This window comes from Thalassotalea mangrovi, from assembly GCF_005116735.1.
In the GTDB taxonomy this organism is placed as follows: Bacteria; Pseudomonadota; Gammaproteobacteria; order Enterobacterales; family Alteromonadaceae; genus Thalassotalea_A; species Thalassotalea_A mangrovi.
This window is the reverse complement of record NZ_SWDB01000028.1, coordinates 43206-67734: the sequence shown is the minus strand read 5'-3', so window position 1 is coordinate 67734 and position 24529 is coordinate 43206. Positions and strand designations below refer to the sequence as shown.

Sequence of the window (24529 nt, the reverse complement as noted above, 5' to 3'; positions counted from 1 at the left end):
TTAGTGTTCACGGGTTTTATGGAAAATAATATCTGGATGACGTTCCTGGGTCAGGTTCAGGTTCACCATGGTTGGCGCGATGTAAGTTAGGTTATCACCACCGTCCAGGGCCAGGTTGTCATGCGCTTTCTTTTCAAACTGCGCCATGGCTTTGTCATCCTCACAACTTACCCAGCGGGCAGTGGCAACCGAAATCGGCTCATAAATGGCATCAACGTTGTATTCTGTTTTTAGGCGGTGCACGACAACTTCGAATTGCAGGACACCGACGGCACCAACGATCATATCGTTATTGGCCAGCGGTCGGAATACCTGTACCGCGCCTTCTTCGGACAACTGAATCAGCCCTTTTTGTAATTGTTTGGCTTTTAATGGATCGCGCAGGCGAATACGACGAAACATTTCCGGTGCGAAATTTGGAATGCCGCTGAATTTCATCTCTTCACCCGAGGTAAATGTATCGCCAATCTGAATTGAACCGTGGTTGTGCAAGCCGATGATGTCACCCGCAAAAGCCTCTTCGACATTGGCACGGTCACCCGCCATAAAGGTTACGGCATCGGCAATCTTAACGTCTTTACCGATTCGCACCTGACGCATTTTCATTCCCTTGCTGTATTTGCCGGAGCAAATACGCATAAAGGCGATACGATCACGGTGTTTAGGATCCATGTTTGCCTGAATCTTAAATACGAAACCAGAGAACTTATCTTCATCAGCCTGAACTTCCCGTACATCGGTTTGCCTAGGTTGCGGTTTCGGTGCCCATTGCGTTAAGCCATCAAGCATATGGTCAACGCCGAAGTTACCCAATGCGGTACCAAAATATACTGGTGTTAATTCGCCACTCAGAAATTCGTCAAGATCAAATTCATGGCAGGCACCCAGCACCAGTTCGAGCTCTTCGCGCAGGTCGTCAGCATAGCTACCGATGGCTGCATCCAGGTCTGGGTTATCCAGGCCTTTAACAATACGTTTTTCCTGGATGGTATGTCCCTGTCCCGATTTATACAGAATGGTTTCGTCGGTTAGCAGGTTATAAACGCCTTTAAACTCCTTACCCATGCCGATTGGCCAGGTAATAGGCGCACATTTAATTTTTAATACGCTTTCTACTTCATCCATTACCTCAATGGGGTCGCGCACATCACGATCCATTTTATTCATAAAGGTAATAATTGGCGTATCGCGCAAGCGGGTGACTTCCATCAGTTTGATGGTTCGATCCTCAACCCCTTTTGCGGTGTCAATTACCATCAGGCAACTGTCAACGGCAGTCAAGGTTCGGTAGGTATCTTCGGAAAAGTCTTCGTGACCCGGAGTATCGAGTAAGTTGACCAGACAGTCGGCGTATGGAAATTGCATCACCGAGGTGGTAATCGAAATGCCACGATCTTTTTCCATTTCCATCCAGTCAGATTTGGCGTGCTGACCCGATTTTTTACCTTTTACGGTGCCGGCAGTTTGCAACGCCTGACCAAAAAGCAATACTTTTTCGGTAATCGTCGTCTTACCCGCATCCGGGTGAGAAATGATGGCGAAAGTCCGGCGTTTTCCGACTTCCTGCTGTTGTATCGTCATACTAAAACTTAGCCCGATGAATTAGAGGTTCCCGATACCCGATATCAAGGCAAATTCAGCGTACTGAATCTGTCACCGGGCACTAAAGCGCGCTATTATAACGAATGAGGTGATAATGAGCAGTACTTGAGGGAAAATTTTAGCAAATAATTAATGGTAATTACGGACAAGCTTGCCTTGCTCATCATTTTTGGTTGTTGTATTACCTTAAACTAAGTTTCAGCCAGTGCCAGGGCGGGTAGGGTTTTGCGCATAATGATGGCATCTTCATGACCATTGTTGCAGGGGTAATAACCAAGGCGCCGGTCGATTTGTTCAAACCCATATTTTATATACAGTAATTGAGCCGCAGTGTTGCTGTCCCTGACTTCGAGAAAGCATTGGCGGATTTTACGCTGCCCGGCCTGGTCGAATAGATCGTCGAGCAGGGCGCTGGCAAATCCTTTACGCTGCCAGTGTGGGTGCACCGCTATTTCCATTAGGGTCAATTCATCTAAAACATAATCGGCCACATAAAAGCCACACCACAAATCATTTTCTCTAATGCCTCGAGTGATGTAACGTGGACCAAAACAGCCTTGCAAAGTCTTTAGTGACCAGGGAGATGGATTACAGGCGGTCTCGATTTGATAGATGGCATCGATGTCGTTATTGGTGAATGGCTTAATACAACTCATAGAAACCCGTTTTTTCAGGTTAACCTTGCTTGCTGTCCCGGAACCAGAGAAATAGCTGACGTTTTTGTTCCGCACTGGGTTGCCTGGTGGCAAAGCTCGGCGACTTTATCGTGTTGTCGCCAAAGCGGATTGTGCTTTGGCGATCAAATTTCCACAGGAAGTTGCCAAAACGCAGGCCTTGTTCAGAAACGTCGACCTCGGTTTTATCAATGGCAAGCCAGACCAGTAAATCTGAAAACCAGCGACTATCGATACATGCCTGATACTGCTGCACGAGTGAAAGTTTCGATGAACGAGGTTGTTCCTGTTTTTTCCGAGAGCGAGGAGGATGACTGCTGAGCGTATTCAGCTCGGCCAGTATCTTGTCACTTTGATCGACAATTTGCGGATTGTCCTCGTTGCCATCGAGCGACGCAAACTTTTCTTCACGAGCTGACCAGATACTAATACCCATTGCCTGCAAGTAATCAAATTGTTTACGATTTAAGCTCATGGTATGTGCACCGGATAGACTGGGCTAGTTTTAATATCCACTAATAATGACAGAAAAATCACTAACAACCTAGTTTGCCACAGTAATTTATTGAAAAAAAATGGACGTAAGACGTCATGGTAACGCTGTTTATATCGACAAGGTTTTGATTTTTTTATCAAAGAAGAGGTTTTTGAGAATTTCGTGCAGAAAAAGAAATGGCAGGGGTGGAGAGACTCGAACTCCCAACCGTCGGTTTTGGAGACCGCCGTTCTACCAATTGGAACTACACCCCTGCAATGGCTGTGCATTATACCCATACGAAGGTAAAGGTAAAGAGCTATTTTACGATTTTTTTTAGTAGAGCGTTTAACTGCTGATTTATTGTGCAAAAGCGTGTTATGCAAAGGCTTTGGAGACGATAAATCAGGCAATTAATTCACTACTGATAGCCTGCCTGCGGATGAGTGCTGGCAAAAATACCAGCGGTGAAGGAGGAGGAACTGGTCTGTGTTCATTGATAGTGAACTTTTGTCAACCTGAATGGGCGTTCATATCGCATCGGTGAAACACTGTTGTAAGCACTAAAAAATCATTATTTTCAGTCGGTTATAGTTGCAATCACTAAATTTTGAGAATAAAATGCTGAAAAATTAAGCAGTACTCCTGTTAACCTAAGCAAGTATTGTAACCTGGCACGTCCCCCCCAGCGGCTCGTTTTCAATGACTGAAAGGACTTAAAGCATGAAATTTATTGATATGCTTAGAAAACTTATGCGCCGTAAAAAAAATGCCAGAGTGCAGGCCACAACGACGCGGGTATGCGTTGATATTAATATAGTGGAATCTACATTCGCCGCCGAAGACCTACAGGCCATCCAGCCACCCGAAGGTGATAGCAAGTCGCATAACGAGCAGGTTTGACTTGTCAGAACACCCGTTCCCGGGCGAGCTTATCCGACATATAAATCATCGCACCGCAAAAAAGGTATCTTAACACGGCAAAGATTAAGCCTTCCTATTAACTTAAATTCATTGGTAAAACCGCTATTTCACTTGATATTCGGGGGCTTGCACACTAAACTGTCGCGGATTTTTTAACCTCGATTTTTGGTCCCTGATTATGACTAAGCGCGTAAGCGATTTTGCCTTTGACTTACCGGATGAACTGATTGCTCGTTACCCTCAGGCGCAACGTACGGCAAGTCGACTGATGGCTCTGGATGGTAATAATGGCGAGATTAACCACAACACCTTTGCTGATGTCATCGATTTACTCAACCCCGGTGACTTGCTGGTATTTAATAATACCCGGGTGATCCCAGCGCGCATGTTTGGCACCAAAGCCAGTGGTGGAAAAATTGAGGTATTGGTAGAACGCATTCTTGATCAACACAGGGTACTTGCTCATATACGTGCCAGCAAATCGCCAAAACCCGGTGCTGAGTTGTTACTGGAAGGGCAGGTGAAAGCCACCATGGTTGCCCGTCATGATGCGTTATTTGAATTGCAGATTCAGGGTGAGCAATCGGTACTGGAAGTGCTCGAACAAATTGGACACATGCCACTACCGCCTTATATTGACCGTCCCGACGAAGAGTCGGATAAAGAACGTTATCAAACGGTTTATAACGAAAAGCCGGGTGCTGTTGCGGCACCTACTGCCGGTCTGCATTTTGATGAACCCTTACTGGCGAAAATCAAAGAAAAAGGGGTGCAACTCGCCTTTGTTACCCTACATGTCGGGGCAGGGACTTTTCAACCAGTCCGTGTTGAGAATATTGACGACCATGTCATGCATTCCGAATATGTCGAAGTAAGCAGCGAGGTCATCAGCCAAATCCTACAGACCAAAGCTGCGGGTAAACGTGTTGTTGCGGTTGGCACAACGTCGGTTCGTTCGTTAGAAAGTGCCGCTAAATACCATGCCGATAACAACCAGCCCCTGGCAGAATTTTATGGTGATACCGATATTTTTATCACCCCGGGATTTGAGTTTAAACTCATCGACTGCCTGATCACCAATTTCCATTTGTCAGAATCGACATTGTTGATGTTGGTCAGCGCATTTGCCGGCTATGATCACATCATGAAAGCCTACCAGGCGGCGGTTGCTGAAAAGTACCGCTTCTTCAGTTACGGCGATGCGATGTTTCTGACCAGGCAGAACCAAGATTAACCACAATCTGGCCACCGTATGGATTATTGGTGGTCGGGTAATAATCAGGCTTAAGTCGTTTGGTATACTTAAGCCGAGCTGTTAAAGAGATACCGGTGGCCTGTTTCGCTGCCCGGTAAGGATAAATTATGAAGTACGAATTAATTAATCAGGATGGGAAAGCCCGTCGGGGTCGTCTGATTTTTGACCGTGGCGTGGTAGAAACCCCCGCATTTATGCCAGTCGGTACTTATGGCACCGTTAAAGGCATGACCACCGATGAAGTAGAAGCGACAGGCGCTCATATTCTTTTAGGTAACACCTTTCACTTAATGCTCCGCCCGGGCACTGAAATCATCGAGCAGCACGGTGACTTGCATGATTTTATGAATTGGCACAAGCCGATTTTAACCGACTCTGGTGGTTTTCAGGTGTTCAGTCTTGGCGAAATGCGCAAAATCACCGAAAAAGGCGTGGAATTTCGCTCGCCGGTAAATGGTGAAAAGATTATGCTGACGCCGGAACGCTCGATGGAAGTACAGCGCAGCCTCGGCAGTGATATTGTGATGATCTTTGATGAATGTACGCCATATCCGGCAACCCATGAACAGGCCAAAGCATCGATGGAATTGTCGTTGCGTTGGGCAAAACGTTCCAAAGACGCCCATGGCGATAACCCATCGGCCCTGTTTGGCATCGTCCAGGGTGGTATGTATGAAGACTTGCGCGAAGTTTCAGCCCAGGGCTTATTAGATATTGATTTTGATGGTTATGCCATCGGTGGTTTATCGGTTGGTGAACCGAAAGAGGAGATGATTAAAATTCTTGATCATACTCCGGACTTGATCCCGAAAGAAAAGCCCCGATATCTAATGGGAGTCGGCAAACCCGAAGATCTGGTCGAAGGTGTGCGTCGTGGTATTGATATGTTCGATTGCGTGATGCCAACCCGTAATGCCCGCAATGGTCATTTGTTTGTCACCAATGGCGTGGTGAAGATACGCAATGCCAAACACAAAACGGATACCGGACCACTGGATCCGGAATGTGATTGCTATACCTGTAAGAATTATTCCAAGGCTTATCTGCATCATTTAGATAAGTGTAATGAGATTCTTGGGGCGCAACTGAATACTATGCATAACCTGAGATTTTATCAGCGAGTCATGCAGGGTTTGCGTGATGCCATCGAGCAAGGTAAATTAGACGACTTTGTCGCCGAGTTCTATGCGTTACGTGGTATGGACGTGCCGCTATTGAAAGCGGACAGTAATGAAGAATAATTGAAAATAAATTACCGCTAGGGTAATCATTGTGAAAAGAGGAAGTTATGGATTTTTTTATTAGTAAAGCCTATGCAGCGCAGCAACCACAATCGGGTGGTGGATTTGAAATGCTGATTATGTTGGCGGTTTTCGGTTTGATTTTTTATTTTATGATCTACCGTCCACAGGCCAAGCGTGTGAAAGAGCACAAGAATCTGATGTCGGCACTGGCCAAGAACGATGAAGTTCTTACTCAGGGTGGTGTTGTCGGTAAAATCGTTAAAGTTAGCGACGAAAAAGATTTTATCGTAATTGCCATCGCCGAAGGTACAGAAGTGACTGTACAAAAAGCCGCAGTTACCGCTGTGCTTCCAAAAGGAACGATGAAGTCACTTTAAGGACAGTCTTGTGTTAAATAAATATCCATTATGGAAATCTCTGATGGTGGTTTTCATCCTGATTTTTGGCGCCATTTATGCGTTGCCAAATATTTATGGTGAAGACCCTGCGGTTCAGATTTCCGGAAAACGTGGTCTGGACGTCACCGCATCAACCCTGGATGCGGTAAAACAGCAACTTGACGGTGCCAATATCGGCTATCGCAGTGCGGCGCTGGAAAATGGCCAGATTTTAATTCGTTTTAGTAATTACGAAAATCAACAAAATGCCCGTGACTCTCTGGTTAAAGGCCTGGGTGACGAGTATTCCGTAGCATTAAACCTGACCCCTGCGACACCGGAATGGTTGGCAAATATTGGTGCCGTACCAATGAAGTTGGGTCTGGATTTGTCCGGCGGTGTTCACTTTCTGATGGAAGTGGATATGAAAACGGCAATGGAACGAGCTCAAACCAATATGATTGACACCTTCCGCGCTAAATTGCGGGAAGAAAAAATTCGCTACAAGCGGGTGTCGGAGTCGGGTACTGGTGTCGAAGTGGTGTTACGCAATATCGACGATCTTGAGCAGGCTGAAAGCATCTTAAAACGTGTTGATCCGGGTTATGTCTTTGTGGATAACGAGGATAAGCTGTCACTGAAAGTGACCATGTCCGAGCAGAAAATCAAAGAAACCCGTGAAAACGCCATCTCGCAGAATATCACCATTATCCGTAACCGGGTGAATGAGCTGGGTGTTGCTGAGCCGCTGGTACAGCGTCAGGGACAAAAGCATATTGTGGTAGAGCTGCCAGGTGTTCAGGATACGGCAAAAGCGAAAGAAATTCTTGGCGCAACGGCAACCTTGAGCTTCCATATGGTCGACCAGGAAAATGATCTGATGTCGGCGGTTAATGGTCGTGTACCTCCAGGGTCTTTCGTGGTTTATGACCAGGACAACCGTCCGGTGTTACTGAAAAAGCGCTCCATTCTTCAGGGCGAGCATATCGTCGGCGCCAATTCTGGTCGTGATCAGCAGACTCAGCAACCGGCGGTTTATGTTGACCTGGATGCGGCTGGCGGCGATAAAATGTCGCGCGGCACCAAAGGCAATGTCGGCAAACCGATGGCTACGGTATTTATTGAAAGTGTCGCCACCGGTGAGAAAAACCCGGATGGTAGCCTTAAATTTGATAAGCAGCTGGAAGTGATTTCCGTTGCCACCATTCAATCGCGTTTAGGCCGTAGTTTTCAGATTACCGGACAACCGAATCCAGCAGCAGCTCATAACTTAGCCTTGCTGTTACGCGCTGGTGCTCTGATTGCGCCAATCGCCATTGTTGAAGAACGTACGGTAGGCCCTTCACTGGGGGCTGAAAACGTCCAGTTAGGTCTGCAGGCGATCCTCTGGGGCTTTGCCCTGGTGCTGGCATTTATGATGTTCTACTATCGTAAATTTGGTGTTGTTGCCAACCTTGCGCTGGCCGCTAACCTGATTCTGATTGTTGGTGTTATGTCACTGATCCCGGGCGCTACCCTGACCCTACCGGGCATGGCAGGTATCGTACTGACCGTTGGTATGGCGGTTGATGCTAACGTACTAATTTTCGAACGGATACGCGAAGAATTACGCGAAGGTAAGAGTGTCCAGCAATCTATCCATCACGGCTATGACGCGGCGTTCTCGACCATTTTTGATGCCAATATCACCACCTTAATTGCAGCGATTATTCTGTTTGCGGTTGGTACCGGTCCTATCAAAGGTTTCGCGGTAACCCTGTCCATCGGTATTATTACCTCGATGTTTACCTCGATTATTGGTACGCGTGCGGTTGTTAATGCCATTTGGGGCGGCAAAAAACTCGATAAATTGTCGATATAGGTCAGGTGAATATTATGCAAATATTAAAAATTAAAGACACATGGGCCTTTATGTCGTACCGCAAACCAGCGGTAATTTTCAGCCTGGTGCTGATCATCGCGTCGATCGTGTCATTGTCCGTTAACAAGTTAAACTGGGGCCTGGATTTTACCGGCGGTACCCTGATCGAAGTCGGGTTTGAACAACCAGCGAATCTTTCAGAAATTCGCCGTATCATGGAGCAGGGCGGTCACGAGGACGCCATTGTACAGCTATTCGGCAGTGCCAATGACGTTCTGATTCGTCTTGGCCAGCGCGATAACGTGAAAGCGGAAATGCTGGGTAATGAAATCCTGACCATGTTGAAACAAGGCACGAGTCAGGACGTAGAAATGCGTCGTATCGAATTCGTTGGCGCTAATGTTGGCGACGAATTAACCGAGCAAGGCGGATTAGCGATGCTGACCGCACTGATCTGTATCCTGGTTTATGTTGCCTTTCGCTTTGAATGGCGATTCGCACTGGGTTCGGTTACGGCGCTTGCCCATGACGTTATCTTAACCTTAGGTTTGTTTTCGTTCTTACAACTGGAATTTGACTTAACTGTACTGGCAGCAATCCTGGCGGTTATCGGTTACTCGCTTAACGATACTATCGTTGTATCCGACCGGATTCGTGAGAACTTCCGTAAGATCCGCAAAGGTACGCCGGAGGAAGTGATTAATATTTCCCTGACGCAAACTCTGAGCCGAACCATGATTACCTCATTAACCACGTTTTTAGTGTTGCTTGCCTTATTTTTCAAAGGTGGTGCATTGATCCACGGTTTTGCGACGGCATTATTATTCGGTATTTTTGTCGGTACGTACTCATCCATTTATGTGGCCAGTACTGTTGCCCTGGCGTTAGGTATTTCGAAAGAAGACCTGATCCCGGAAGTAATTGAAAAAGAAGGTGCCGATCAGGAAGAGTTAATGCCTTAGGCCTTAATGTTCTGTCAATCTTAGAGAAAAACCACGCTTTGGCGTGGTTTTTTTATGTTAATTGCTCTATCAACAGGCCTGTTGATTCTCGCTTCCTGGGTAAGGACCCCGCTGACGAAAACCGAGGGTTAAGTAAAAGCAAATAGGGGCGGTTGCTGATTTTTCCGGCTTGTTATTTGCCTAAGGCTTGTTTAGTCTGAATTGAAAATTAGCTAACTGGACATAGAAGATGGACCATTCACCTCAATTTTTAGCTCTGGTCAAAGCGGTGCAGGGAAATGTAAAGGAAATCACCATTGAACAGATGACGCAGATGGCTCAGGAGTGCAGACCGTTTGAGTTTATCGACGTTCGTGAGGATCATGAATTTCAACAAGGTTACCTTAGAGGGGCAAAGCACCTGGGGCGGGGTATTATCGAGCGTGATATTGAAAAGTTGTATCCGGACTTTGCAACCGCTATGGTGCTCTATTGTGGCGGCGGATTTCGGTCGATTCTGGTTGCCGAAAACCTGCAGAAAATGGGTTACCAGAATATCTATTCATTAATTGGTGGCTATAAGGCAGGCGTTGCAGCCGGCCTATTAAATGAAGGATAACAGCTGTCATCGAAGTATCGACAACCGCGCTATCCTTGTCGACAGTGTAAGTATTATTGTCTGCAACTATCCGGTTTTTCGTAACCCTAATGCAGGTGGCGCAAAATATGCTCTCTGGTCATTGATGCCATTTTCACCGGCTGCTACCGCATTTACCACATCACCGATCACCAGCAGGCTCGGCGAGCGAATTTGTTCGTTGGCGATTAATTCCGGTAACTCGCTAAGGTTGGTGCGCCATACCTTCTGGTTGTTTTGTGTACCACTGTGAATGATTGCCGCTGGCGTGTGTGGTGCGCGTCCATGAGCGATGAGCTTTTCACAAATGATGGCCGAGCTTTTTATGCCCATGTAAAACACCAGTGTCTGGCCGGCATCGACATAATTTTCCCAGGGCAGTATCAGTTCGCCATTTTTTGAAAAATGGCCGGTGATGAAACTGCAGCTATGGGCAATGCCCCGATGGGTCAGGGGAATACCCGCATAGGTGGTGCATCCCGATGCAGCAGTAATGCCCGGGATAACATGGGTAGCTAGCTGATGCTCAAACAGGTAATTCAGCTCTTCTGAGCCGCGGCCGAAAATAAAGCTATCCCCACCTTTGAGGCGCACTACTTTAAGCTGTTGCCTGGCCAGCGTTACCAGGGTCTCGTTGATCTTGTCCTGTGGCACACTATGGCGATTAAGCTCTTTGCCAACGTAGATCCGCCGCGCTCCAGCCGGCAATAAATCAAGAATATCTTTAGCTACCAGTCGATCATAGACCACCACATCCGCCTGCTGGATAAATCGCAATGCTTTAATGGTCAGCAATTCAGCATCGCCAGGGCCGGCTCCTATAAGGGCAATTTCGCCAGGCTTGAACATGGATTTAGAGGCGGGTAGTTGCATGGTATTGACTTCAAAAATTTAATCTGCAGTAATTTTAACCAAACTTTTAATAACTACTAACTATTTAATGTCTATGTGTTATTCCTTTTGGGTATTAATACCAATCACGTTAAGTTTGTGCACAACTCAGAGTTAGGGCAGAGGTATCAGTTACAACATAGATTTCATTGATATAGTCATTCTATATTAATGAAATATAGGGTCGTAAATGGGCCTCTCACTAACTCCCTACGGGTGAGTTTTAAAGGCGTTTTTCCTGCGTTACTGATTTTGACAATGGAGTAACCATTCTCTGCAATCAAAGCCTTGTCTAAACGCCTTTAAATTCTCACTGAGTGAGCAATAATTTAATGTGATTGGTATAAGAATGCGAGCGAATGCAGTAAAGCGATGACTTCAGCCCACCATGACTAATTGCTGGTGGTATTCGTCGCCACAAGTGGAGGATTGGTCGCATAACAGCAAACGGCTGTTGCGCTGAATAACAAAAAAAGTGAGGATAAACAAAGTTATTGTTGGTTATTTAGGTCAACTAAAGGCGCTAATACCGACAACTCATAATAAGGAAAAATTATGGTTAATAAACGCTTGCTGACATCAGTTTTTCGCTCGTCAATATTATCTTCACCTCTGACCCTGTTTGCACTCCTGCCGATAGCATCGAATGCTGCAGAAGCGGTCACAGTGCCGCCATCGGAACACCTGGTGCTGCGGGACATTCAGCGCGCTACCAGTGCCGAAAATCTGCAGCGAGACGTTACTAAACTGGTGAGTTTCGGAACCCGGCACACCTTATCTGAAACCGAGTCGGAGCGCCGGGGGATTGGCGCGGCTCGTCGCTGGATCAAAAGTGAGTTTGAAAAAATATCCGCGGCATGTGGTGCTTGCCTTGAAGTTATTGAGCAAAAACAGACGTTTTCTGGTGAAAAACGTATTCCTGAACCTACGCAAGTGGTGAACATCATCGCCATTCAAAAAGGCTCGACTGACCCCAATCGCTACGTCGTCATGAGTGGCGATATTGATTCTCGGGTCAGTGATCCATTAAATGCCACAGCTGACTCCCCCGGAGCCAATGATAATGCTACCGGCGTCGCCGGTGTGTTAGAGGCCGCACGCATATTGAGCCAGTATAAGTTCAATGGTTCCCTGGTTTATGCCGCCTTATCTGGCGAAGAGCAGGGCCTGTTTGGCGGTAAAATAATGGCAGAGCAGGCTATCAAAGATAACTGGCGTGTCGAGGCGGTGCTTAATAACGATATGATCGGTAATATCGCTGGCATTAATGGGGTTATCAATAACACGACGGCGCGGGTTTTTTCAGAAGGAGTGCGCTATGTGGAAACCGAAGAGGAGGCCAGGTTACGCCGCTTTACCGGAGGAGAAGTCGATTCACCGTCGCGTAACCTCGCCCGCTATATCGATGTGATTGCCGATAAGTACATACCCAATTTGGATCTGATGATGGTCTATCGCCTTGATCGATTTGCCCGAGGCGGGCACCACCGACCCTTTAACCAGGTAGGCTTTCCGGCGGTGCGCATTATGGAAACCAATGAACATTATGATCGTCAGCATCAGGACATACGCAACGAAAATGGCCGCCAGTATGGCGATGAGCTCAGCGGCGTCGATTTTGACTTCAACGCTAAGTTAACCTCATTAAATGCGGTTAGCATGGCGTCCCTGGCCTGGGCACCGGCACCTCCAGCCAATGTTGAAATCAGTGGCGCGGTGCAACCATCAACCACATTAAGCTGGCAAAAGCCGCAGGGCAAACAAGCTGAAAACCTCGCCGGTTACCGGATTTACTGGCGCTTAACGACCGAACCGCAGTGGACTCATAGCCAATATGTCGGCAATGTCGATCGCTTTATCCTGGAAAATATTGTTATTGATAATTATTTCTTCGGCGTTGCCAGTGTATCGCGAGATGGCTTTGAATCTCCGGTGGTGTTCCCGGGGCCGGCTGGCTCGTTTGGAGGCTATTAACCGTGTTATTAATCTTAAGTTCTCGATACGGCAGCAGAGCTGCGGCCATGTTATTGATGTTAGTGGTTTGTGTTACTAAAGCGCAAAGTACAGAGGCGTCGATAACCGAGAAAGCGACTGAGCTGGAGCAACTTGCCGCCAACTTAGTGGGCAGTATTAAACAGCAGGCATTGCGCAAAGACCAGTTATTGGTGGAGCGCCTCGATATCATTTTGCCTGGGCTGATGAAGCGCGAAAATATCGATATGTGGCTAATCGTCTCTCGCGAATATAACGAAGACCCCATTTTAAAGACCCTGTTACCAGCCGACTGGTTGCATGCGCGGCGGCGTACCATGCTGGCGTTTATCCGTGATCCCTTACAGCCTGAAAACGTTCATACCTATTCACTGGGTAGATATGATGTCGGTGAATTCTACCAGAATGTCTGGGATGCTAACGAGCATAGCAGTCAATTCGCGGCATTGGTGGCATTGATCGCCAGGTTTAATGTCGGGTCGATAGCCATTAATCAATCTGAGCATATTGGCCTCGCCGATGGCCTGGTGGTAACCGACAAGCAGTTATTACTGGCTAACCTGCCAAAAGAGATGCAGAAAAAATTGGTCTCAGCACAACCGTTAGCGGTTTCCTGGCTGGAAACTCGCACAGCGAGTGAGATTAAGCATTATCAGAACCTGGTGCAACTTACCAAGGCGATAATCAATACCGCATTTTCTTCACAAGTCATCAAACCCGGCGTCACCACGACCGAAGATATTGTCTGGTGGCTGAGGCAGACGGTTAATGATTACGGCCTGACGACCTGGTTCCAGCCAAGTGTGTCGCTACAACGCAAAGATAAAGATAATGCTGAAACGGTGATTGGTCATGGTGATTTGTTGCACGTTGATTTTGGCATTAGTTATCTCGGATTAAATACCGATATCCAGCAACATGCTTATGTGTTGGCGCCTGGCGAAAAAGACGCCCCTCAAGGCCTGAAACAGGCTTTAGCGCAGGGCAACCAACTGCAGGCATTGCTCACCAACAGTTTTAAAACCGGTGTTACAGGTAATCAATTATTACAATCGGTGCGCGCTAAGGCGGTTGCTTTAGGGCTGAAGCCAAGCATTTATTCGCACCCGATTGGCCCATATGGTCACAATGCGGGAACCAGTATTGGCATGTGGGACAATCAAAGCTTTTTACCCGGTTCTGGGGAGTGGCCACTGCACGCCAATACCGCTTATGCCATCGAATTAAACGTGACAAGCTATATCCCGGAATGGCAGCGTGAGATTCGTATTATGCTGGAGGAAGATGCCTGGTTTGATGGTGAAAAGGTTGAGTATCTTTATCCCCGCCAGGAGCAACTAATATTGATTGAATAAATAAAAAAGGGAGCGCTAATGGGCTCCCTTTTGTACAGAAAATCTCGTTCAATTGAGTCAAACGAAGGATATTATTTTGCTTTCATCGCCGGGGTAAGGTGAGGGCGGATGTCCGTCAAAATCTGTTTGATAAGGCGTGGGTTGGCAGCGACCAGGTTGCCACTGGCGCTGTGTTGGTGACCACCAACAAAGTCAGTCACCAGGCCACCAGCTTCGATCACCAGTAATTCACCGGCAGCGGTGTCCCATGGCTTTAAACCAAGCTCCCAGTAACCATCCATACGACCAGCCGCAACGTAAGCAAGATCTAACGCAGCGCTACCGGCACGACGGATATCCGCCGTTTTCGCAAACAGTTCGGAAAACATTGCCAGGTAGGCATCGGTGTTGTGTTTTTGTTTAAACGGGAAACCGGTTGCGAGAATGCTGCCAGACAGGTCTTTGCCGCCTTTTACCCGAATACGAACATTATTTAACTGAGCGCCTTTACCACGACTGGCGGTAAACAGTTCGCCACGGATGGGGTCATAAACCACCGCCTGGTCCAGTTTACCTTTTACTTTTAGCGCAATAGATACGGCAAAGTGCGGAATGCCGCGAACAAAATTGGTGGTGCCATCAAGAGGATCAATAATCCACTGATAATCGCTATCTTTTCCTGCTGTCAGCCCGCTCTCTTCGCCGATAATGGCGTGATCCGGGTAAGATTTCAGAATGATATCTTTAATGATGTTTTCAGCTTGTTTATCAATATTGGTAACAAAATCATTGCTGCCTTTGGCTTCGACTTCAACTTTATCCAGTTGTTCGAAGGCACGCGAGATAACGTTACCGGCACTGCGCGCTGCGCGCACAGCGATGTTTAGCATCGGATGCATAGATGACTACCCCAATTTTTAAAAGAACAATTTTAAGCGGCGCGCATCATACCAGAAAGCATAAGCGGTTGCGAACAAAAACTGATACTTAAAATTGCCTTGTTAACCGATGGTCTGGCGACCCATCCCAGTTGGCAAAACTATAGTTTAGTTCTTACCATTTTGCTCGATGCGAAGTGCAAAGGTTGATTGTCCTTAGAACCGCTGACACTTAGCAAGAATTAACTATTATTATTAAAACGCAGCGAGGCGGATAGAATATTGGATATTTCGTGGAAAATTTCATATTCCAGCGCCACTTTATGGTACTATTGCCGGCAAATTTGATGACCGAAAAAATTTAGATTAACTCAATGTTAGAAAACGTAAAAATCGTGTTAGTTAACACCTCCGATTGTCGCAATATGGGTTCGGCGGCACGTGCTATGAAAACCATGGGGCTGACCAACCTGGTGCTGGTCGACCCAATGGAGATGCCCAACGGTCAGGCGCAGGCTCTGGCGGCTGGTGCAACCGATGTATTAGCCAACGCCACTGTGGTTAGCACGTTAGAGGAAGCCATCTCAGATTGTGGTCTGGTGGTTGGCACCAGTGCTCGTTCCCGTACTTTACCATGGCCAATGCTCGAACCGCGCAGTTGTGGTAAGAAAATGGTTGAAGAAGGCAAACAATATCCGGTGGCCCTGGTGTTTGGCCGTGAAAGCAGTGGCTTAACCAATGATGAGTTACAGTTGTGTCATTATCATGTGGCAATACCAGCGAATCCAGAATACAGTTCCCTGAACCTGGCTATGGCGGTGCAAACTCTGAGTTATGAAATTCGGATGAATTATCTCGATGATCAATCCGCAGCCCATAATGTTGAACAATCTCAGGTCGATATTAACGAAGACGATGATACTCAATATCCGTTAGTTGAAGAAACCGAACGTTTTTACCAGCATTTTGAAAAGTCATTGCAGGGCACTGGTTTTATCGTGCCTAAGCACCCGGGCTTGATCATGACCAAAGTACGCCGTCTGTTTAATCGTGCTCGTCCGGATGGTAAAGAGTTGAAAATGCTACGCGGCATTCTTGCTTCCATTGACAAAACGGTTGCCAATGCTAGTAAGGATTAACCAAGCCGGCTAATGTCGGTCACAGGAAAGTTTATGTTTGAACGAATAAAAGAAGATATTAACAGTGTATTTGATCGTGACCCTGCGGCACGCAATGCACTGGAAGTCTTGTTCAATTATCCCGGTTTACATGCCATATGGGGACATTGTCTGACCAAATGGTTATGGGAGCATAAACTGCGCTGGCTGGCGCGCTTTTTATCGACACTATTTCGCTGGTTTACCGGGGTCGAGATTCATCCCGGGGCAACCATTGGCCGTCGCTTTTTTATCGATCATGGTATGGGCATTGTCATTGGTGAAACTGCTGAAATTGGTGATGACTGCACCGTCTACCATGGTGTTACCCTTGGCGGTACCAGCTGGAAAGCAGGCAAACGGCACCCGACCCTGGGGAATAATGTGGTTATTGGTGCCGGTGCCAAGGTACTTGGCCCGCTCAATGTAGGAGATGGTGCCCGCATCGGTTCTAATGCCGTGGTGGTAAAGGATGTTCCTGAAGGCGCCACCGTCGTTGGTATTCCCGGACGCATCGTCAGCAGCAATGACCCTCAACACCAGCAACGCCAGGAAATGGCGAAAAAATATGGCTTTGATGCCTATGCTGTTTCGGCCGACAACCCGGATCCGGTTGCCAAAGCCATTGGCCGTCTACTTGACCATGTGCAGTTACTGGATAATAAGCTGCGGGAAGTGACGATTGCGGTTAATCATGTGGGGGGCAAGGTCTGTGAAGAAGAGCTGCCGCCTTTGCATGTGCGCGAGTTCAGCGAGGATGAAAAAGCCGCGGCAGAACGCCGCAAAGCCGCCCAGGACTCCTTTGATCCGAAAATATAATTTGACCCTTCCCCTAATACTTGAGTAAAATACTAAGGTATTTAGTTGACTATTTTACTAGGATAAGTAAAATGCGCGCTGCAATGCTAGCCGGCAACCGAAAAATAAGGTTTCCGGCCAGGATTTTCAGTCTGCGCGTTTGCAGCGACTCAAAGGTAACACCATGAAATTAACTTCCAAAGGCCGCTACGCGGTAACAGCGATGCTTGATGTAGCCATTCATGCTGAACAGGGCCCGGTTCCTTTGGCAGATATTTCTGAACGCCAGGGAATTTCCCTGTCTTACCTTGAACAATTATTTTCCCGATTACGCAAACAGGGGCTGGTTTGCAGTGTCAGAGGTCCTGGTGGCGGCTATCGCCTGGGACGATGCAGTGCCGAGATTGCTATCGCTGATGTCATTAATGCTGTTGATGAAAGTGTTGATGCCACCAAATGTCATGGCAAAGGCAATTGCCAGAGCGGACATCAGTGCCTGACCCACAATTTGTGGAGTGACCTGAGTAATCGGATTGCAGAATTTTTAAGTGGCATCACCTTGTCGGAACTGGTTAACCAGGGTGATGTGCAAAAAGTGGCGAAGCGACAGGATCTCGAACATTCTTTGCATAGTGAAGATAAGCAAGTCGGCACTTTGATTTCAACCAGAAGCATTATTAACGAATGGTAAATCCAGCGTTAGCAGAGGCAACTTATTAATGAAATTACCTATTTATCTTGATTATTCAGCAACAACACCGGTTGATAAGCGTGTTGCTGAAAAAATGATGGAATTCCTGACGACTGACGGTACTTACGGTAACCCAGCAAGTCGTTCTCACAAGTTTGGTTGGCAGGCAGAAGAAGCGGTCGATATTGCCCGTAATCAAATTGCTGACCTGATCAACGCTGACCCGCGCGAAATCGTCTTTACTTCGGGTGCAACCGAATCTGACAACCTGGCGATCAAAGGTGCGGCGCGTTTCTATCAGAAAAAAGGTAAGCACATTATCACCTGCAAAACCGAGCACAAAGCGGTTTTGGATACCTGTCGTGAACTGGAGCGTCAAGGCTTTGAAGTGACCTATCTGGACCCTGAGTCTAATGGCCTGGTCGACCTGGCTAAATTAGAAGCGGCGATGCGCGACGATACGGTACTGGTCAGCATCATGCATGTGAACAATGAAATCGGTGTGATTCAGGATATTGCCGCCATCGGTGAACTGTGTCGTGCCCGCAAAATTATTTTTCACGTCGATGCTGCGCAAAGTGCTGGTAAAATTCCAATCGATTTGCAGGAACTGAAAGTCGATTTAATGTCGTTCTCTGCTCATAAGATGTACGGTCCTAAGGGGATTGGTGCCTTATATGTGCGTCGTAAGCCGCGTATTCGCCTGGAAGCGCAAATGCACGGTGGTGGCCACGAGCGTGGCATGCGCAGTGGTACCTTACCAACGCACCAGATTGTTGGCATGGGTGAAGCCTGCCGCATAGCCAAAGAAGAAATGCAGCAAGACCTTGAACACGTTACGGCAATGCGAGATCGCATGATGGCGGGCATCAAGGATTTGGAACAAGTGTTTGTCAACGGTGATTTCAATCAGCGTTATCCGGGCAACCTGAACGTCAGTTTCAACTTCGTTGAAGGCGAGTCTTTAATCATGTCATTAAAAGACCTGGCGGTATCTTCCGGTTCAGCCTGTACATCGGCAAGTTTGGAACCTTCGTACGTACTTCGTGCCCTGGGCCTGAATGATGAGATGGCACACAGTTCAATTCGTTTCAGTTTTGGACGTTTTACCACGGAAGAAGAAGTGGATTATGCCATTGAGCTGATTCGCAAGGCGATCACACATTTACGTGATATGTCACCATTGTGGGAAATGTTCCAGGACGGTGTAGATTTAGACAAAGTGGAGTGGGTAGCACACTAACGTTAGTGTCTCAAAGGGGTTTATTATGGCTTACAGTGACAAAGTTATTGATCATTATGAAAATCCACGCAATGTAGGTTCGTTCGACAAAAACGATCCTAAGGTTGCAACGGGTATGGTAGGCGCACCGGCTTGCGGTGACGTGATGAAATTACAACTTAAAATTGACGACAAAGGCATCATTGAAGACGCCAAGTTTAAAACTTATGGTTGTGGTTCAGCAATTGCTTCCAGCTCCCTGGTTACCGAATGGGTAAAGGGCAAGTCTATTGAGGAAGCCGCGGAGATCAAAAATACCGCGATTGCTGAAGAACTGGCGTTACCGCCGGTGAAAATTCATTGCTCGATTCTAGCGGAAGACGCTATCAAGGCAGCTATCGACGATTATCGCGCAAAAAACAAAGAGTAATTCGGAGTAAAACATGGCTGTAACTATGACGGCGGCGGCGTCTGAACGAGTAAAATCTTTTCTGGCTAATCGAGGCAAAGGGATAGGATTGCGTTTGGGCATTAAAACCACCGGCTGTTCAGGTCTTGCCTATGTGCTTGAGTTCGTCGATGAACTTAATGCCGATGACGAAGTGTTTGAAGTCGATGATGTTAATGTCATCATCGACAGCAAGTCTTTGGCTTATTTACAAGGTACCGAGCTGGACTTCGTAAAAGAAGGCCTGAACGAAGGTTTTCAGTTCACCAACCCGAACGCCAAAGGCGAATGTGGTTGTGGTGAGAGCTTCAACGTTTAATACCAACCACCCACGGTGACCCCTATTGAATTACTTTGAATTATTTGGTTTAGAGGCCGATTTTTCGATTGATTTAACCTCGCTGGCAACCACATACCAGGCTTTACAAAAAACGGTCCACCCGGACCGTTTTGCGCATTCATCGAGCCAGGATCAAATGTTGGCGGTGCAAAAATCTTCACAAATCAACGATGCGTATCAAACGTTGAAAAATCCCGTAAAGCGCGGCGAGTATCTGTTACAACTGCGTAATACCGAACTGCCGGAAGAACAGTCTACATTCCAGGATGTGGACTTTTTGATGGTACAAATGGAACTGCGGGAAATGCTGGCGGAGATTAAATTTGCCAAAGACATCGATACTGCGCTTATGTCTGCAGAAGAAACCCTGGATATTCAATCGCGCCAGCTTTGGCAGGAGTTTGAACAGCTGCTCGGGCAACACAGCGATACGGCCAACCAGCAGGCCGGTGAGGTTCTGCGCAAACTTAAGTTTTATCAAAAGTTATATATTGAACTTGAGCGCATAGAAGATACTTTATTCGACGATTAATTATTAAGAACAGATTATGGCGTTATTACAAATTGCAGAACCGGGTCAAAGCACGGTTCCCCATCAACATCGACTGGCTGCAGGTATCGACCTGGGTACCACCAACTCACTGGTCGCCAGCGTTCAAAGTGGTTTACCAAAAACCTTAACGGACGCAGAAGGTCGGGATATTCTGCCGTCAATTGTCAGTTATCAGCAGGACAAAATCCTGGTTGGTGACAGCGCCAAGGCACTGGCCATCGAAGACCCACAAAATACCATTGTTTCAGCCAAGCGCCTGTTGGGGCGATCACTGGCGGATATCAAGCAAAAATATCCTAATTTACCTTATACCTTTAGCGGTAATGAGGATCATCCTAGTATCGCCACCGTGCAAGGTGACATTAATCCGGTGCAGGTCTCTTCCGAAGTGCTATCAACACTGGTGGAACGAGCTAAGCAAGCGTTAGGTGGGGATCTCGAAGGCGTAGTGATTACCGTTCCGGCGTATTTCGATGACGCTCAACGTCAAAGCACCAAAGATGCCGCAACCCTTGCCGGGGTTAAAGTCCTGCGTTTGTTGAATGAGCCCACCGCTGCGGCGGTCGCTTATGGTCTGGATTCCGCACAGGAAGGGGTTATCGCCGTTTATGATTTAGGCGGTGGCACGTTTGATATTTCCATCCTACGTCTGAATAAAGGCGTATTTGAAGTGCTGTCGACGGGCGGTGATTCGGCCCTGGGTGGTGATGATTTTGACAATGCCATTGTCGATTATCTGGTCAGCGAATTTGAGCTGCAGCGACCGCTTTCACATCAACTTGAGCGGCAATTACTGGAGCAGGCCTGTCGCGCCAAAGAATTATTATCCTCACAGGATAGTGTTGAGGTGGTGATCAACCATCAGCAACAAACCTTAACCCTTGAGCTAAGCAAAGCAACACTCAATGAACTGATCATGCCGCTGGTGAGCAAGACATTGCGGGCCTGTCGCCGGGCGTTAAAAGATGCTGGCGTTAGTACCAGCGACGTCCATGAAGTGGTAATGGTGGGCGGATCTACCCGAGTGCCCCTGGTACGTGAACAGGTCGGTGATTATTTTAAACGTCAGCCTTTGACCTCCATTGATCCAGATAAAGTGGTTGCGATCGGTGCTGCTATCCAGGCTGATGTATTAGCCGGTAATAAGCCGGATAGTGAGATGCTGCTACTGGATGTAACGCCTTTATCGCTGGGTCTTGAAACCATGGGCGGTCTGGTCGAGAAAATCATTCCTCGAAACTCAACCATCCCGGTTGCCAAAGCGCAGGAGTTTACTACGTTCAAAGATGGACAAACGGCGATGGCGGTGCATGTTTTGCAGGGCGAGCGAGAGTTAGTCGAAGATTGCCGCTCCCTGGCTCGCTTTGAATTGCGGGGCATCCCAGCCATGGCGGCAGGAGCTGCGCACATTCGGGTGACGTTTAAAGTGGATGCCGATGGCTTGCTAAGTGTCAGCGCCATGGAAAAATCCACCGGCGTCGAAGCATCGATTGAAGTGAAGCCTTCCTTTGGCCTGGAAGAGGGCGACATTATCAAAATGCTGAAGGAAAGTGTCACCCATGCCAAAGGCGATATTCAGGCTCGCATGCTTAAAGAGCAGCAAGTTGAAGCGGCGCGCGTGGTTGAAGCCGTACAAGCGGCAGTGCAACAGGATGGTAATGCCCTGTTAACGGATGATGAGCTTGCGGCGATTGAAAATGCCCTTGCGCAATTAACGAAAATCAGTCAGACATCGGATATTGCCCAGATTGAACAGGCCATCAAAGATGTCGATACAATTACAGCCAGCTTTGCAGAACGTCGTATGGATTCTTCCATCAAGACGGCACTAGCAGGGCATTCGGTAGATGAGGTTTAACAATGCCAAAAATTATTTTCCTTCCCCATGATGAGTTGTGCCCGGAAGGAGCCGTCTTAGAAGGTAATACCGGGGAAACCGTGCTCGATGTGGCTCTTAAGAATCACATCGATATTGAGCACGCCTGTGAAAAGTCCTGTGCCTGCACGACCTGCCATGTGATCATTCGTGAAGGTTTTGACTCCCTGGAAGAAAGTGACGAACTTGAAGATGATATGCTGGATAAGGCCTGGGGTCTGGATCCGGAATCACGCCTCGGTTGCCAGGCGGTAATCGCCGATGAAGACCTGGTTGTTGAAATTCCAAAATACACCGTGAACATGGTAAGTGAAAACCACTAATCAGCGAATTAATCGGGTGTCGTTAAAGAATCAGTAATGACATCCTTGTTATGTTAGGGCAAAATAGCGGCCTGATAATTAATCTGTCGTCTCAGAAACCACCTTTAAAACAGAGGAATAACCATGCTCACTCGTGATATGAATATCGCAGATTTCGACCCTGAGTTATATCAGGCCATGGCTGATGAAGTTGTCCGCCAGGAACAGCATATCGAATTGATTGCATCTGAAAACTATACCAGTCCCCGCGTTCTGGAAGCTCAGGGTTCACAGTTAACGAATAAATATGCCGAAGGTTATCCAGGCAAGCGTTACTACGGTGGTTGTGAGTATGTCGATAAAGCTGAGCAACTGGCGATTGACCGTGCTTGTGAATTATTCGGTGCAACCTATGCAAATGTTCAGCCACACGCCGGCTCGCAAGCCAATGCTGCGGTATTTCAGGCGTTAGTAACACCAGGTGCAAAGGTATTGGGAATGAGCCTTGCCCATGGTGGTCACCTGACTCATGGTTCGCATGTAAACTTTTCCGGTAAGTTATACGAAGCCATTCAGTACGGTTTGCATCCTGAAACTGGCGAAATCGATTACCAAGAAGTTGAGCGTCTGGCACAAGAGCACAAACCAGAAATGATCATCGGCGGTTTTTCTGCGTATTCAGGTATCGTTGACTGGGCCCGGATGCGTGAAATCGCTGACAAAGTTGGTGCCTACTTTATGGTAGACATGGCTCACGTTGCTGGCCTGGTTGCTGCCGGTCTGTATCCAAACCCGGTACCTCATGCACATGTCGTCACTACCACAACCCATAAAACCTTGGCCGGTCCACGTGGTGGCCTGATCATTTCAGGTTGTGATGATGAAACCATCTACAAGAAACTTAACAGCGCGGTATTCCCGGGTGGCCAGGGTGGTCCATTGATGCATGTGATCGCGGCAAAAGCCGTAGCGTTTAAAGAAGCGTTACAGCCTGAGTTTAAAGATTATCAGCAAAAAGTGTTAGAAAACGCTAAAACCATGGTTGCGGTGTTACAGGAGCGTGGCTACAAAGTGGTATCGAATGGCACTGAGAACCACCTGTTGTTGTTAGACCTGATTGATAAAGACATTACCGGTAAAGATGCCGATGCGGCACTGGGTAAAGCCCACATTACCGTGAATAAAAACTCGGTTCCTAACGATCCGCGTTCACCATTCGTGACCTCAGGTCTGCGCCTGGGTACCCCGGCTATTACTCGTCGCGGCTTTGGTGAGGCGGAAACTCGCGAAATGACCGGTTGGATTTGCGACATTCTTGACGATATCAACAATGAACAAACCATCAATGACGTGCAGGAAAAAGTGAAAGCACTTTGTGCGAAATTCCCGGTTTATGCATAATACCATTCACATTAAATTCTCACTGAGTGAGTAATAATTTAATGTGATTGGTATAATCAAGGTTAATCGTCGCAATCTTTAGATGATTCGATTAAAATGGTCGCTCTGTGCGGCCATTTTTTTTGCCGCAGGACTGACCAATAATAATACCTTAAGCCGAGGAAACCCATGTATTGCCCGTTTTGTTCTGCCAATGATACTAAGGTGATTGATTCGCGACTGGTTGCCGATGGCCATCAAATTCGCCGCCGCCGTCAGTGTTTGCATTGCTCGGAACGTTTTACTACGTTTGAAACTGCAGAACTGGTGATGCCAAGGATCATTAAACGCGATGGCTCCAGAGAGCCATTCAATGAAGACAAGCTTCGTAATGGTCTGTTAAGGGCGCTTGAAAAAAGACCGGTGAGTATTGAACAGACTGAAGCATCGATTAACCATGTTATGTCTAAACTTCGCGCGACCGGCGAGCGGGAAGTATCTTCGGAAATGCTCGGCAATGTAATCATGGAAGAATTGAAAAAGCTCGATAAAGTTGCCTACATACGCTTTGCCTCCGTGTATCGTTCGTTTGAAGATATCCGCGAGTTTGGTGAAGAAATCGCCCGCCTTGGTGACAGTGACTAATCTTAACGGTATTGCCTTTATTTAACTTCTTA

25 protein-coding genes and 1 tRNA gene are annotated in these 24529 nt (G+C 47.3%); 20 read left to right on the top strand and 6 right to left on the bottom strand.

Going from position 1 to position 24529, the window contains the following annotated elements; all coding sequences use genetic code 11:
• From prfC to E8M12_RS11585, 4 genes are all read right to left on the bottom strand, one after another.
• Window positions 1–1581: a peptide chain release factor 3 gene (prfC, locus tag E8M12_RS11600; protein ID WP_136736310.1), complete on the bottom strand. Its 1581-nt coding sequence runs from the start codon at window positions 1579–1581 to the stop codon at window positions 1–3.
• 212 nt (window positions 1582–1793) lie between these two features.
• Entirely contained in the window at window positions 1794–2258 is a 465-nt protein-coding gene (rimI, locus tag E8M12_RS11595) for a ribosomal protein S18-alanine N-acetyltransferase (RefSeq protein WP_136736309.1), read from the bottom strand.
• A gap of 19 nt (window positions 2259–2277) precedes the next feature.
• Entirely contained in the window at window positions 2278–2751 is a 474-nt protein-coding gene (locus E8M12_RS11590; protein ID WP_136736308.1) for a hypothetical protein, read from the bottom strand.
• Between the two features lie 198 nt (window positions 2752–2949).
• A tRNA-Trp gene (locus tag E8M12_RS11585) sits at window positions 2950–3026 on the bottom strand.
• Window positions 3027–3504: 478 nt separating this feature from the next.
• Here E8M12_RS11585 and E8M12_RS16335 point away from each other — a divergent pair.
• The 7 genes from E8M12_RS16335 to E8M12_RS11555 all read left to right on the top strand — a co-directional run bounded on the left by E8M12_RS16335 (window position 3505) and on the right by E8M12_RS11555 (window position 9972).
• A complete protein-coding gene (locus tag E8M12_RS16335) occupies window positions 3505–3654 on the top strand; it encodes a hypothetical protein (protein WP_169303129.1) in 150 nt (49 codons plus the stop codon).
• 199 nt (window positions 3655–3853) lie between these two features.
• The gene (gene queA, locus E8M12_RS11580; RefSeq protein WP_136736307.1) at window positions 3854–4909 is read left to right on the top strand and encodes a tRNA preQ1(34) S-adenosylmethionine ribosyltransferase-isomerase QueA; all 1056 of its coding nucleotides are present in this window, start codon (window positions 3854–3856) and stop codon (window positions 4907–4909) included.
• 128 nt (window positions 4910–5037) lie between these two features.
• Entirely contained in the window at window positions 5038–6171 is a 1134-nt protein-coding gene (gene tgt / locus E8M12_RS11575) for a tRNA guanosine(34) transglycosylase Tgt (RefSeq protein WP_136736306.1), read from the top strand.
• A 47-nt stretch (window positions 6172–6218) separates the two neighbouring features.
• Window positions 6219–6551: a preprotein translocase subunit YajC gene (gene yajC / locus E8M12_RS11570; RefSeq protein ID WP_136736305.1), complete on the top strand. Its 333-nt coding sequence runs from the start codon at window positions 6219–6221 to the stop codon at window positions 6549–6551.
• A 10-nt stretch (window positions 6552–6561) separates the two neighbouring features.
• Window positions 6562–8412, top strand: a complete 1851-nt coding sequence (secD, locus tag E8M12_RS11565) for a protein translocase subunit SecD (RefSeq protein ID WP_136736304.1) — start codon at window positions 6562–6564, stop codon at window positions 8410–8412.
• Window positions 8413–8426: 14 nt separating this feature from the next.
• Window positions 8427–9374 (top strand): protein translocase subunit SecF, encoded by a 948-nt coding sequence (secF, locus tag E8M12_RS11560; protein ID WP_136736303.1) that lies wholly within the window; start codon window positions 8427–8429, stop codon window positions 9372–9374.
• Between the two features lie 229 nt (window positions 9375–9603).
• Window positions 9604–9972 (top strand): rhodanese-like domain-containing protein, encoded by a 369-nt coding sequence (locus E8M12_RS11555; protein ID WP_136736302.1) that lies wholly within the window; start codon window positions 9604–9606, stop codon window positions 9970–9972.
• A gap of 66 nt (window positions 9973–10038) precedes the next feature.
• Here the strand turns inward: E8M12_RS11555 and cobA are convergent, their stop codons facing one another.
• Window positions 10039–10863 (bottom strand): uroporphyrinogen-III C-methyltransferase, encoded by an 825-nt coding sequence (cobA, locus tag E8M12_RS11550; RefSeq protein ID WP_136736301.1) that lies wholly within the window; start codon window positions 10861–10863, stop codon window positions 10039–10041.
• A 573-nt stretch (window positions 10864–11436) separates the two neighbouring features.
• Here cobA and E8M12_RS11545 point away from each other — a divergent pair.
• Together E8M12_RS11545 and E8M12_RS11540 are read left to right on the top strand one after the other, a co-directional pair.
• Window positions 11437–12855, top strand: a complete 1419-nt coding sequence (locus tag E8M12_RS11545) for a M28 family peptidase (protein WP_136736300.1) — start codon at window positions 11437–11439, stop codon at window positions 12853–12855.
• 47 nt (window positions 12856–12902) lie between these two features.
• The gene (locus tag E8M12_RS11540) at window positions 12903–14228 is read left to right on the top strand and encodes a M24 family metallopeptidase (RefSeq protein ID WP_211245034.1); all 1326 of its coding nucleotides are present in this window, start codon (window positions 12903–12905) and stop codon (window positions 14226–14228) included.
• A gap of 71 nt (window positions 14229–14299) precedes the next feature.
• On the opposite strand, the gene suhB is transcribed toward E8M12_RS11540, so the two are convergent.
• Complete coding sequence (gene suhB, locus E8M12_RS11535) at window positions 14300–15106, bottom strand: inositol-1-monophosphatase (RefSeq protein WP_136736299.1); 807 nt, start codon at window positions 15104–15106, stop codon at window positions 14300–14302.
• A 353-nt stretch (window positions 15107–15459) separates the two neighbouring features.
• Between suhB and trmJ the strand changes: the two genes are divergently transcribed.
• From trmJ to nrdR, 11 genes are all read left to right on the top strand, one after another.
• Window positions 15460–16224 carry a tRNA (cytosine(32)/uridine(32)-2'-O)-methyltransferase TrmJ gene (trmJ, locus tag E8M12_RS11530; RefSeq protein ID WP_136736298.1) on the top strand — a complete coding sequence of 255 codons (765 nt, stop codon included), beginning with the start codon at window positions 15460–15462 and terminating at the stop codon, window positions 16222–16224.
• Window positions 16225–16257: 33 nt separating this feature from the next.
• Entirely contained in the window at window positions 16258–17061 is an 804-nt protein-coding gene (gene cysE / locus E8M12_RS11525; protein ID WP_136736297.1) for a serine O-acetyltransferase, read from the top strand.
• Between the two features lie 163 nt (window positions 17062–17224).
• Window positions 17225–17731 carry a Fe-S cluster assembly transcriptional regulator IscR gene (iscR, locus tag E8M12_RS11520; RefSeq protein WP_136736296.1) on the top strand — a complete coding sequence of 169 codons (507 nt, stop codon included), beginning with the start codon at window positions 17225–17227 and terminating at the stop codon, window positions 17729–17731.
• 28 nt (window positions 17732–17759) lie between these two features.
• The gene (locus E8M12_RS11515) at window positions 17760–18974 is read left to right on the top strand and encodes an IscS subfamily cysteine desulfurase (RefSeq protein WP_136736295.1); all 1215 of its coding nucleotides are present in this window, start codon (window positions 17760–17762) and stop codon (window positions 18972–18974) included.
• A 25-nt stretch (window positions 18975–18999) separates the two neighbouring features.
• Window positions 19000–19383 carry a Fe-S cluster assembly scaffold IscU gene (iscU, locus tag E8M12_RS11510; protein WP_136736294.1) on the top strand — a complete coding sequence of 128 codons (384 nt, stop codon included), beginning with the start codon at window positions 19000–19002 and terminating at the stop codon, window positions 19381–19383.
• Between the two features lie 13 nt (window positions 19384–19396).
• Window positions 19397–19720: an iron-sulfur cluster assembly protein IscA gene (iscA, locus tag E8M12_RS11505; RefSeq protein ID WP_136736293.1), complete on the top strand. Its 324-nt coding sequence runs from the start codon at window positions 19397–19399 to the stop codon at window positions 19718–19720.
• Between the two features lie 25 nt (window positions 19721–19745).
• Complete coding sequence (hscB, locus tag E8M12_RS11500) at window positions 19746–20273, top strand: co-chaperone HscB (RefSeq protein WP_136736292.1); 528 nt, start codon at window positions 19746–19748, stop codon at window positions 20271–20273.
• Between the two features lie 16 nt (window positions 20274–20289).
• A complete protein-coding gene (gene hscA, locus E8M12_RS11495) occupies window positions 20290–22152 on the top strand; it encodes a Fe-S protein assembly chaperone HscA (RefSeq protein WP_136736291.1) in 1863 nt (620 codons plus the stop codon).
• A 2-nt stretch (window positions 22153–22154) separates the two neighbouring features.
• Window positions 22155–22493 carry an ISC system 2Fe-2S type ferredoxin gene (fdx, locus tag E8M12_RS11490; protein ID WP_136736290.1) on the top strand — a complete coding sequence of 113 codons (339 nt, stop codon included), beginning with the start codon at window positions 22155–22157 and terminating at the stop codon, window positions 22491–22493.
• A 123-nt stretch (window positions 22494–22616) separates the two neighbouring features.
• On the top strand, window positions 22617–23873 hold the full coding sequence (glyA, locus tag E8M12_RS11485) for a serine hydroxymethyltransferase (RefSeq protein WP_136736289.1): 1257 nt from the start codon (window positions 22617–22619) through the stop codon (window positions 23871–23873).
• 168 nt (window positions 23874–24041) lie between these two features.
• Window positions 24042–24497 carry a transcriptional regulator NrdR gene (nrdR, locus tag E8M12_RS11480; RefSeq protein WP_136736288.1) on the top strand — a complete coding sequence of 152 codons (456 nt, stop codon included), beginning with the start codon at window positions 24042–24044 and terminating at the stop codon, window positions 24495–24497.
• The last annotated feature ends 32 nt before the right edge of the window (window positions 24498–24529 follow it).

Excerpts from the sequence above, each read along its gene's own strand:
- prfC (WP_136736310.1), bottom strand. The coding sequence starts at position 1,581 with ATGACGATACAACAGCAGGAAGTCGGAAAACGCCGGACTTTCGCCATC.
- rimI (WP_136736309.1), bottom strand. The coding sequence starts at position 2,258 with ATGAGTTGTATTAAGCCATTCACCAATAACGACATCGATGCCATCTAT.
- E8M12_RS11590 (WP_136736308.1), bottom strand. The coding sequence starts at position 2,751 with ATGAGCTTAAATCGTAAACAATTTGATTACTTGCAGGCAATGGGTATT.
- E8M12_RS16335 (WP_169303129.1), top strand. The coding sequence starts at position 3,505 with ATGCGCCGTAAAAAAAATGCCAGAGTGCAGGCCACAACGACGCGGGTA.
- queA (WP_136736307.1), top strand. The coding sequence starts at position 3,854 with ATGACTAAGCGCGTAAGCGATTTTGCCTTTGACTTACCGGATGAACTG.
- tgt (WP_136736306.1), top strand. The coding sequence starts at position 5,038 with ATGAAGTACGAATTAATTAATCAGGATGGGAAAGCCCGTCGGGGTCGT.
- yajC (WP_136736305.1), top strand. The coding sequence starts at position 6,219 with ATGGATTTTTTTATTAGTAAAGCCTATGCAGCGCAGCAACCACAATCG.
- secF (WP_136736303.1), top strand. The coding sequence starts at position 8,427 with ATGCAAATATTAAAAATTAAAGACACATGGGCCTTTATGTCGTACCGC.
- E8M12_RS11555 (WP_136736302.1), top strand. The coding sequence starts at position 9,604 with ATGGACCATTCACCTCAATTTTTAGCTCTGGTCAAAGCGGTGCAGGGA.
- cobA (WP_136736301.1), bottom strand. The coding sequence starts at position 10,863 with ATGCAACTACCCGCCTCTAAATCCATGTTCAAGCCTGGCGAAATTGCC.
- E8M12_RS11545 (WP_136736300.1), top strand. The coding sequence starts at position 11,437 with ATGGTTAATAAACGCTTGCTGACATCAGTTTTTCGCTCGTCAATATTA.
- E8M12_RS11540 (WP_211245034.1), top strand. The coding sequence starts at position 12,903 with ATGTTATTGATGTTAGTGGTTTGTGTTACTAAAGCGCAAAGTACAGAG.
- suhB (WP_136736299.1), bottom strand. The coding sequence starts at position 15,106 with ATGCATCCGATGCTAAACATCGCTGTGCGCGCAGCGCGCAGTGCCGGT.
- trmJ (WP_136736298.1), top strand. The coding sequence starts at position 15,460 with ATGTTAGAAAACGTAAAAATCGTGTTAGTTAACACCTCCGATTGTCGC.
- cysE (WP_136736297.1), top strand. The coding sequence starts at position 16,258 with ATGTTTGAACGAATAAAAGAAGATATTAACAGTGTATTTGATCGTGAC.
- iscR (WP_136736296.1), top strand. The coding sequence starts at position 17,225 with ATGAAATTAACTTCCAAAGGCCGCTACGCGGTAACAGCGATGCTTGAT.
- E8M12_RS11515 (WP_136736295.1), top strand. The coding sequence starts at position 17,760 with ATGAAATTACCTATTTATCTTGATTATTCAGCAACAACACCGGTTGAT.
- iscU (WP_136736294.1), top strand. The coding sequence starts at position 19,000 with ATGGCTTACAGTGACAAAGTTATTGATCATTATGAAAATCCACGCAAT.
- iscA (WP_136736293.1), top strand. The coding sequence starts at position 19,397 with ATGGCTGTAACTATGACGGCGGCGGCGTCTGAACGAGTAAAATCTTTT.
- hscA (WP_136736291.1), top strand. The coding sequence starts at position 20,290 with ATGGCGTTATTACAAATTGCAGAACCGGGTCAAAGCACGGTTCCCCAT.
- fdx (WP_136736290.1), top strand. The coding sequence starts at position 22,155 with ATGCCAAAAATTATTTTCCTTCCCCATGATGAGTTGTGCCCGGAAGGA.
- glyA (WP_136736289.1), top strand. The coding sequence starts at position 22,617 with ATGCTCACTCGTGATATGAATATCGCAGATTTCGACCCTGAGTTATAT.
- nrdR (WP_136736288.1), top strand. The coding sequence starts at position 24,042 with ATGTATTGCCCGTTTTGTTCTGCCAATGATACTAAGGTGATTGATTCG.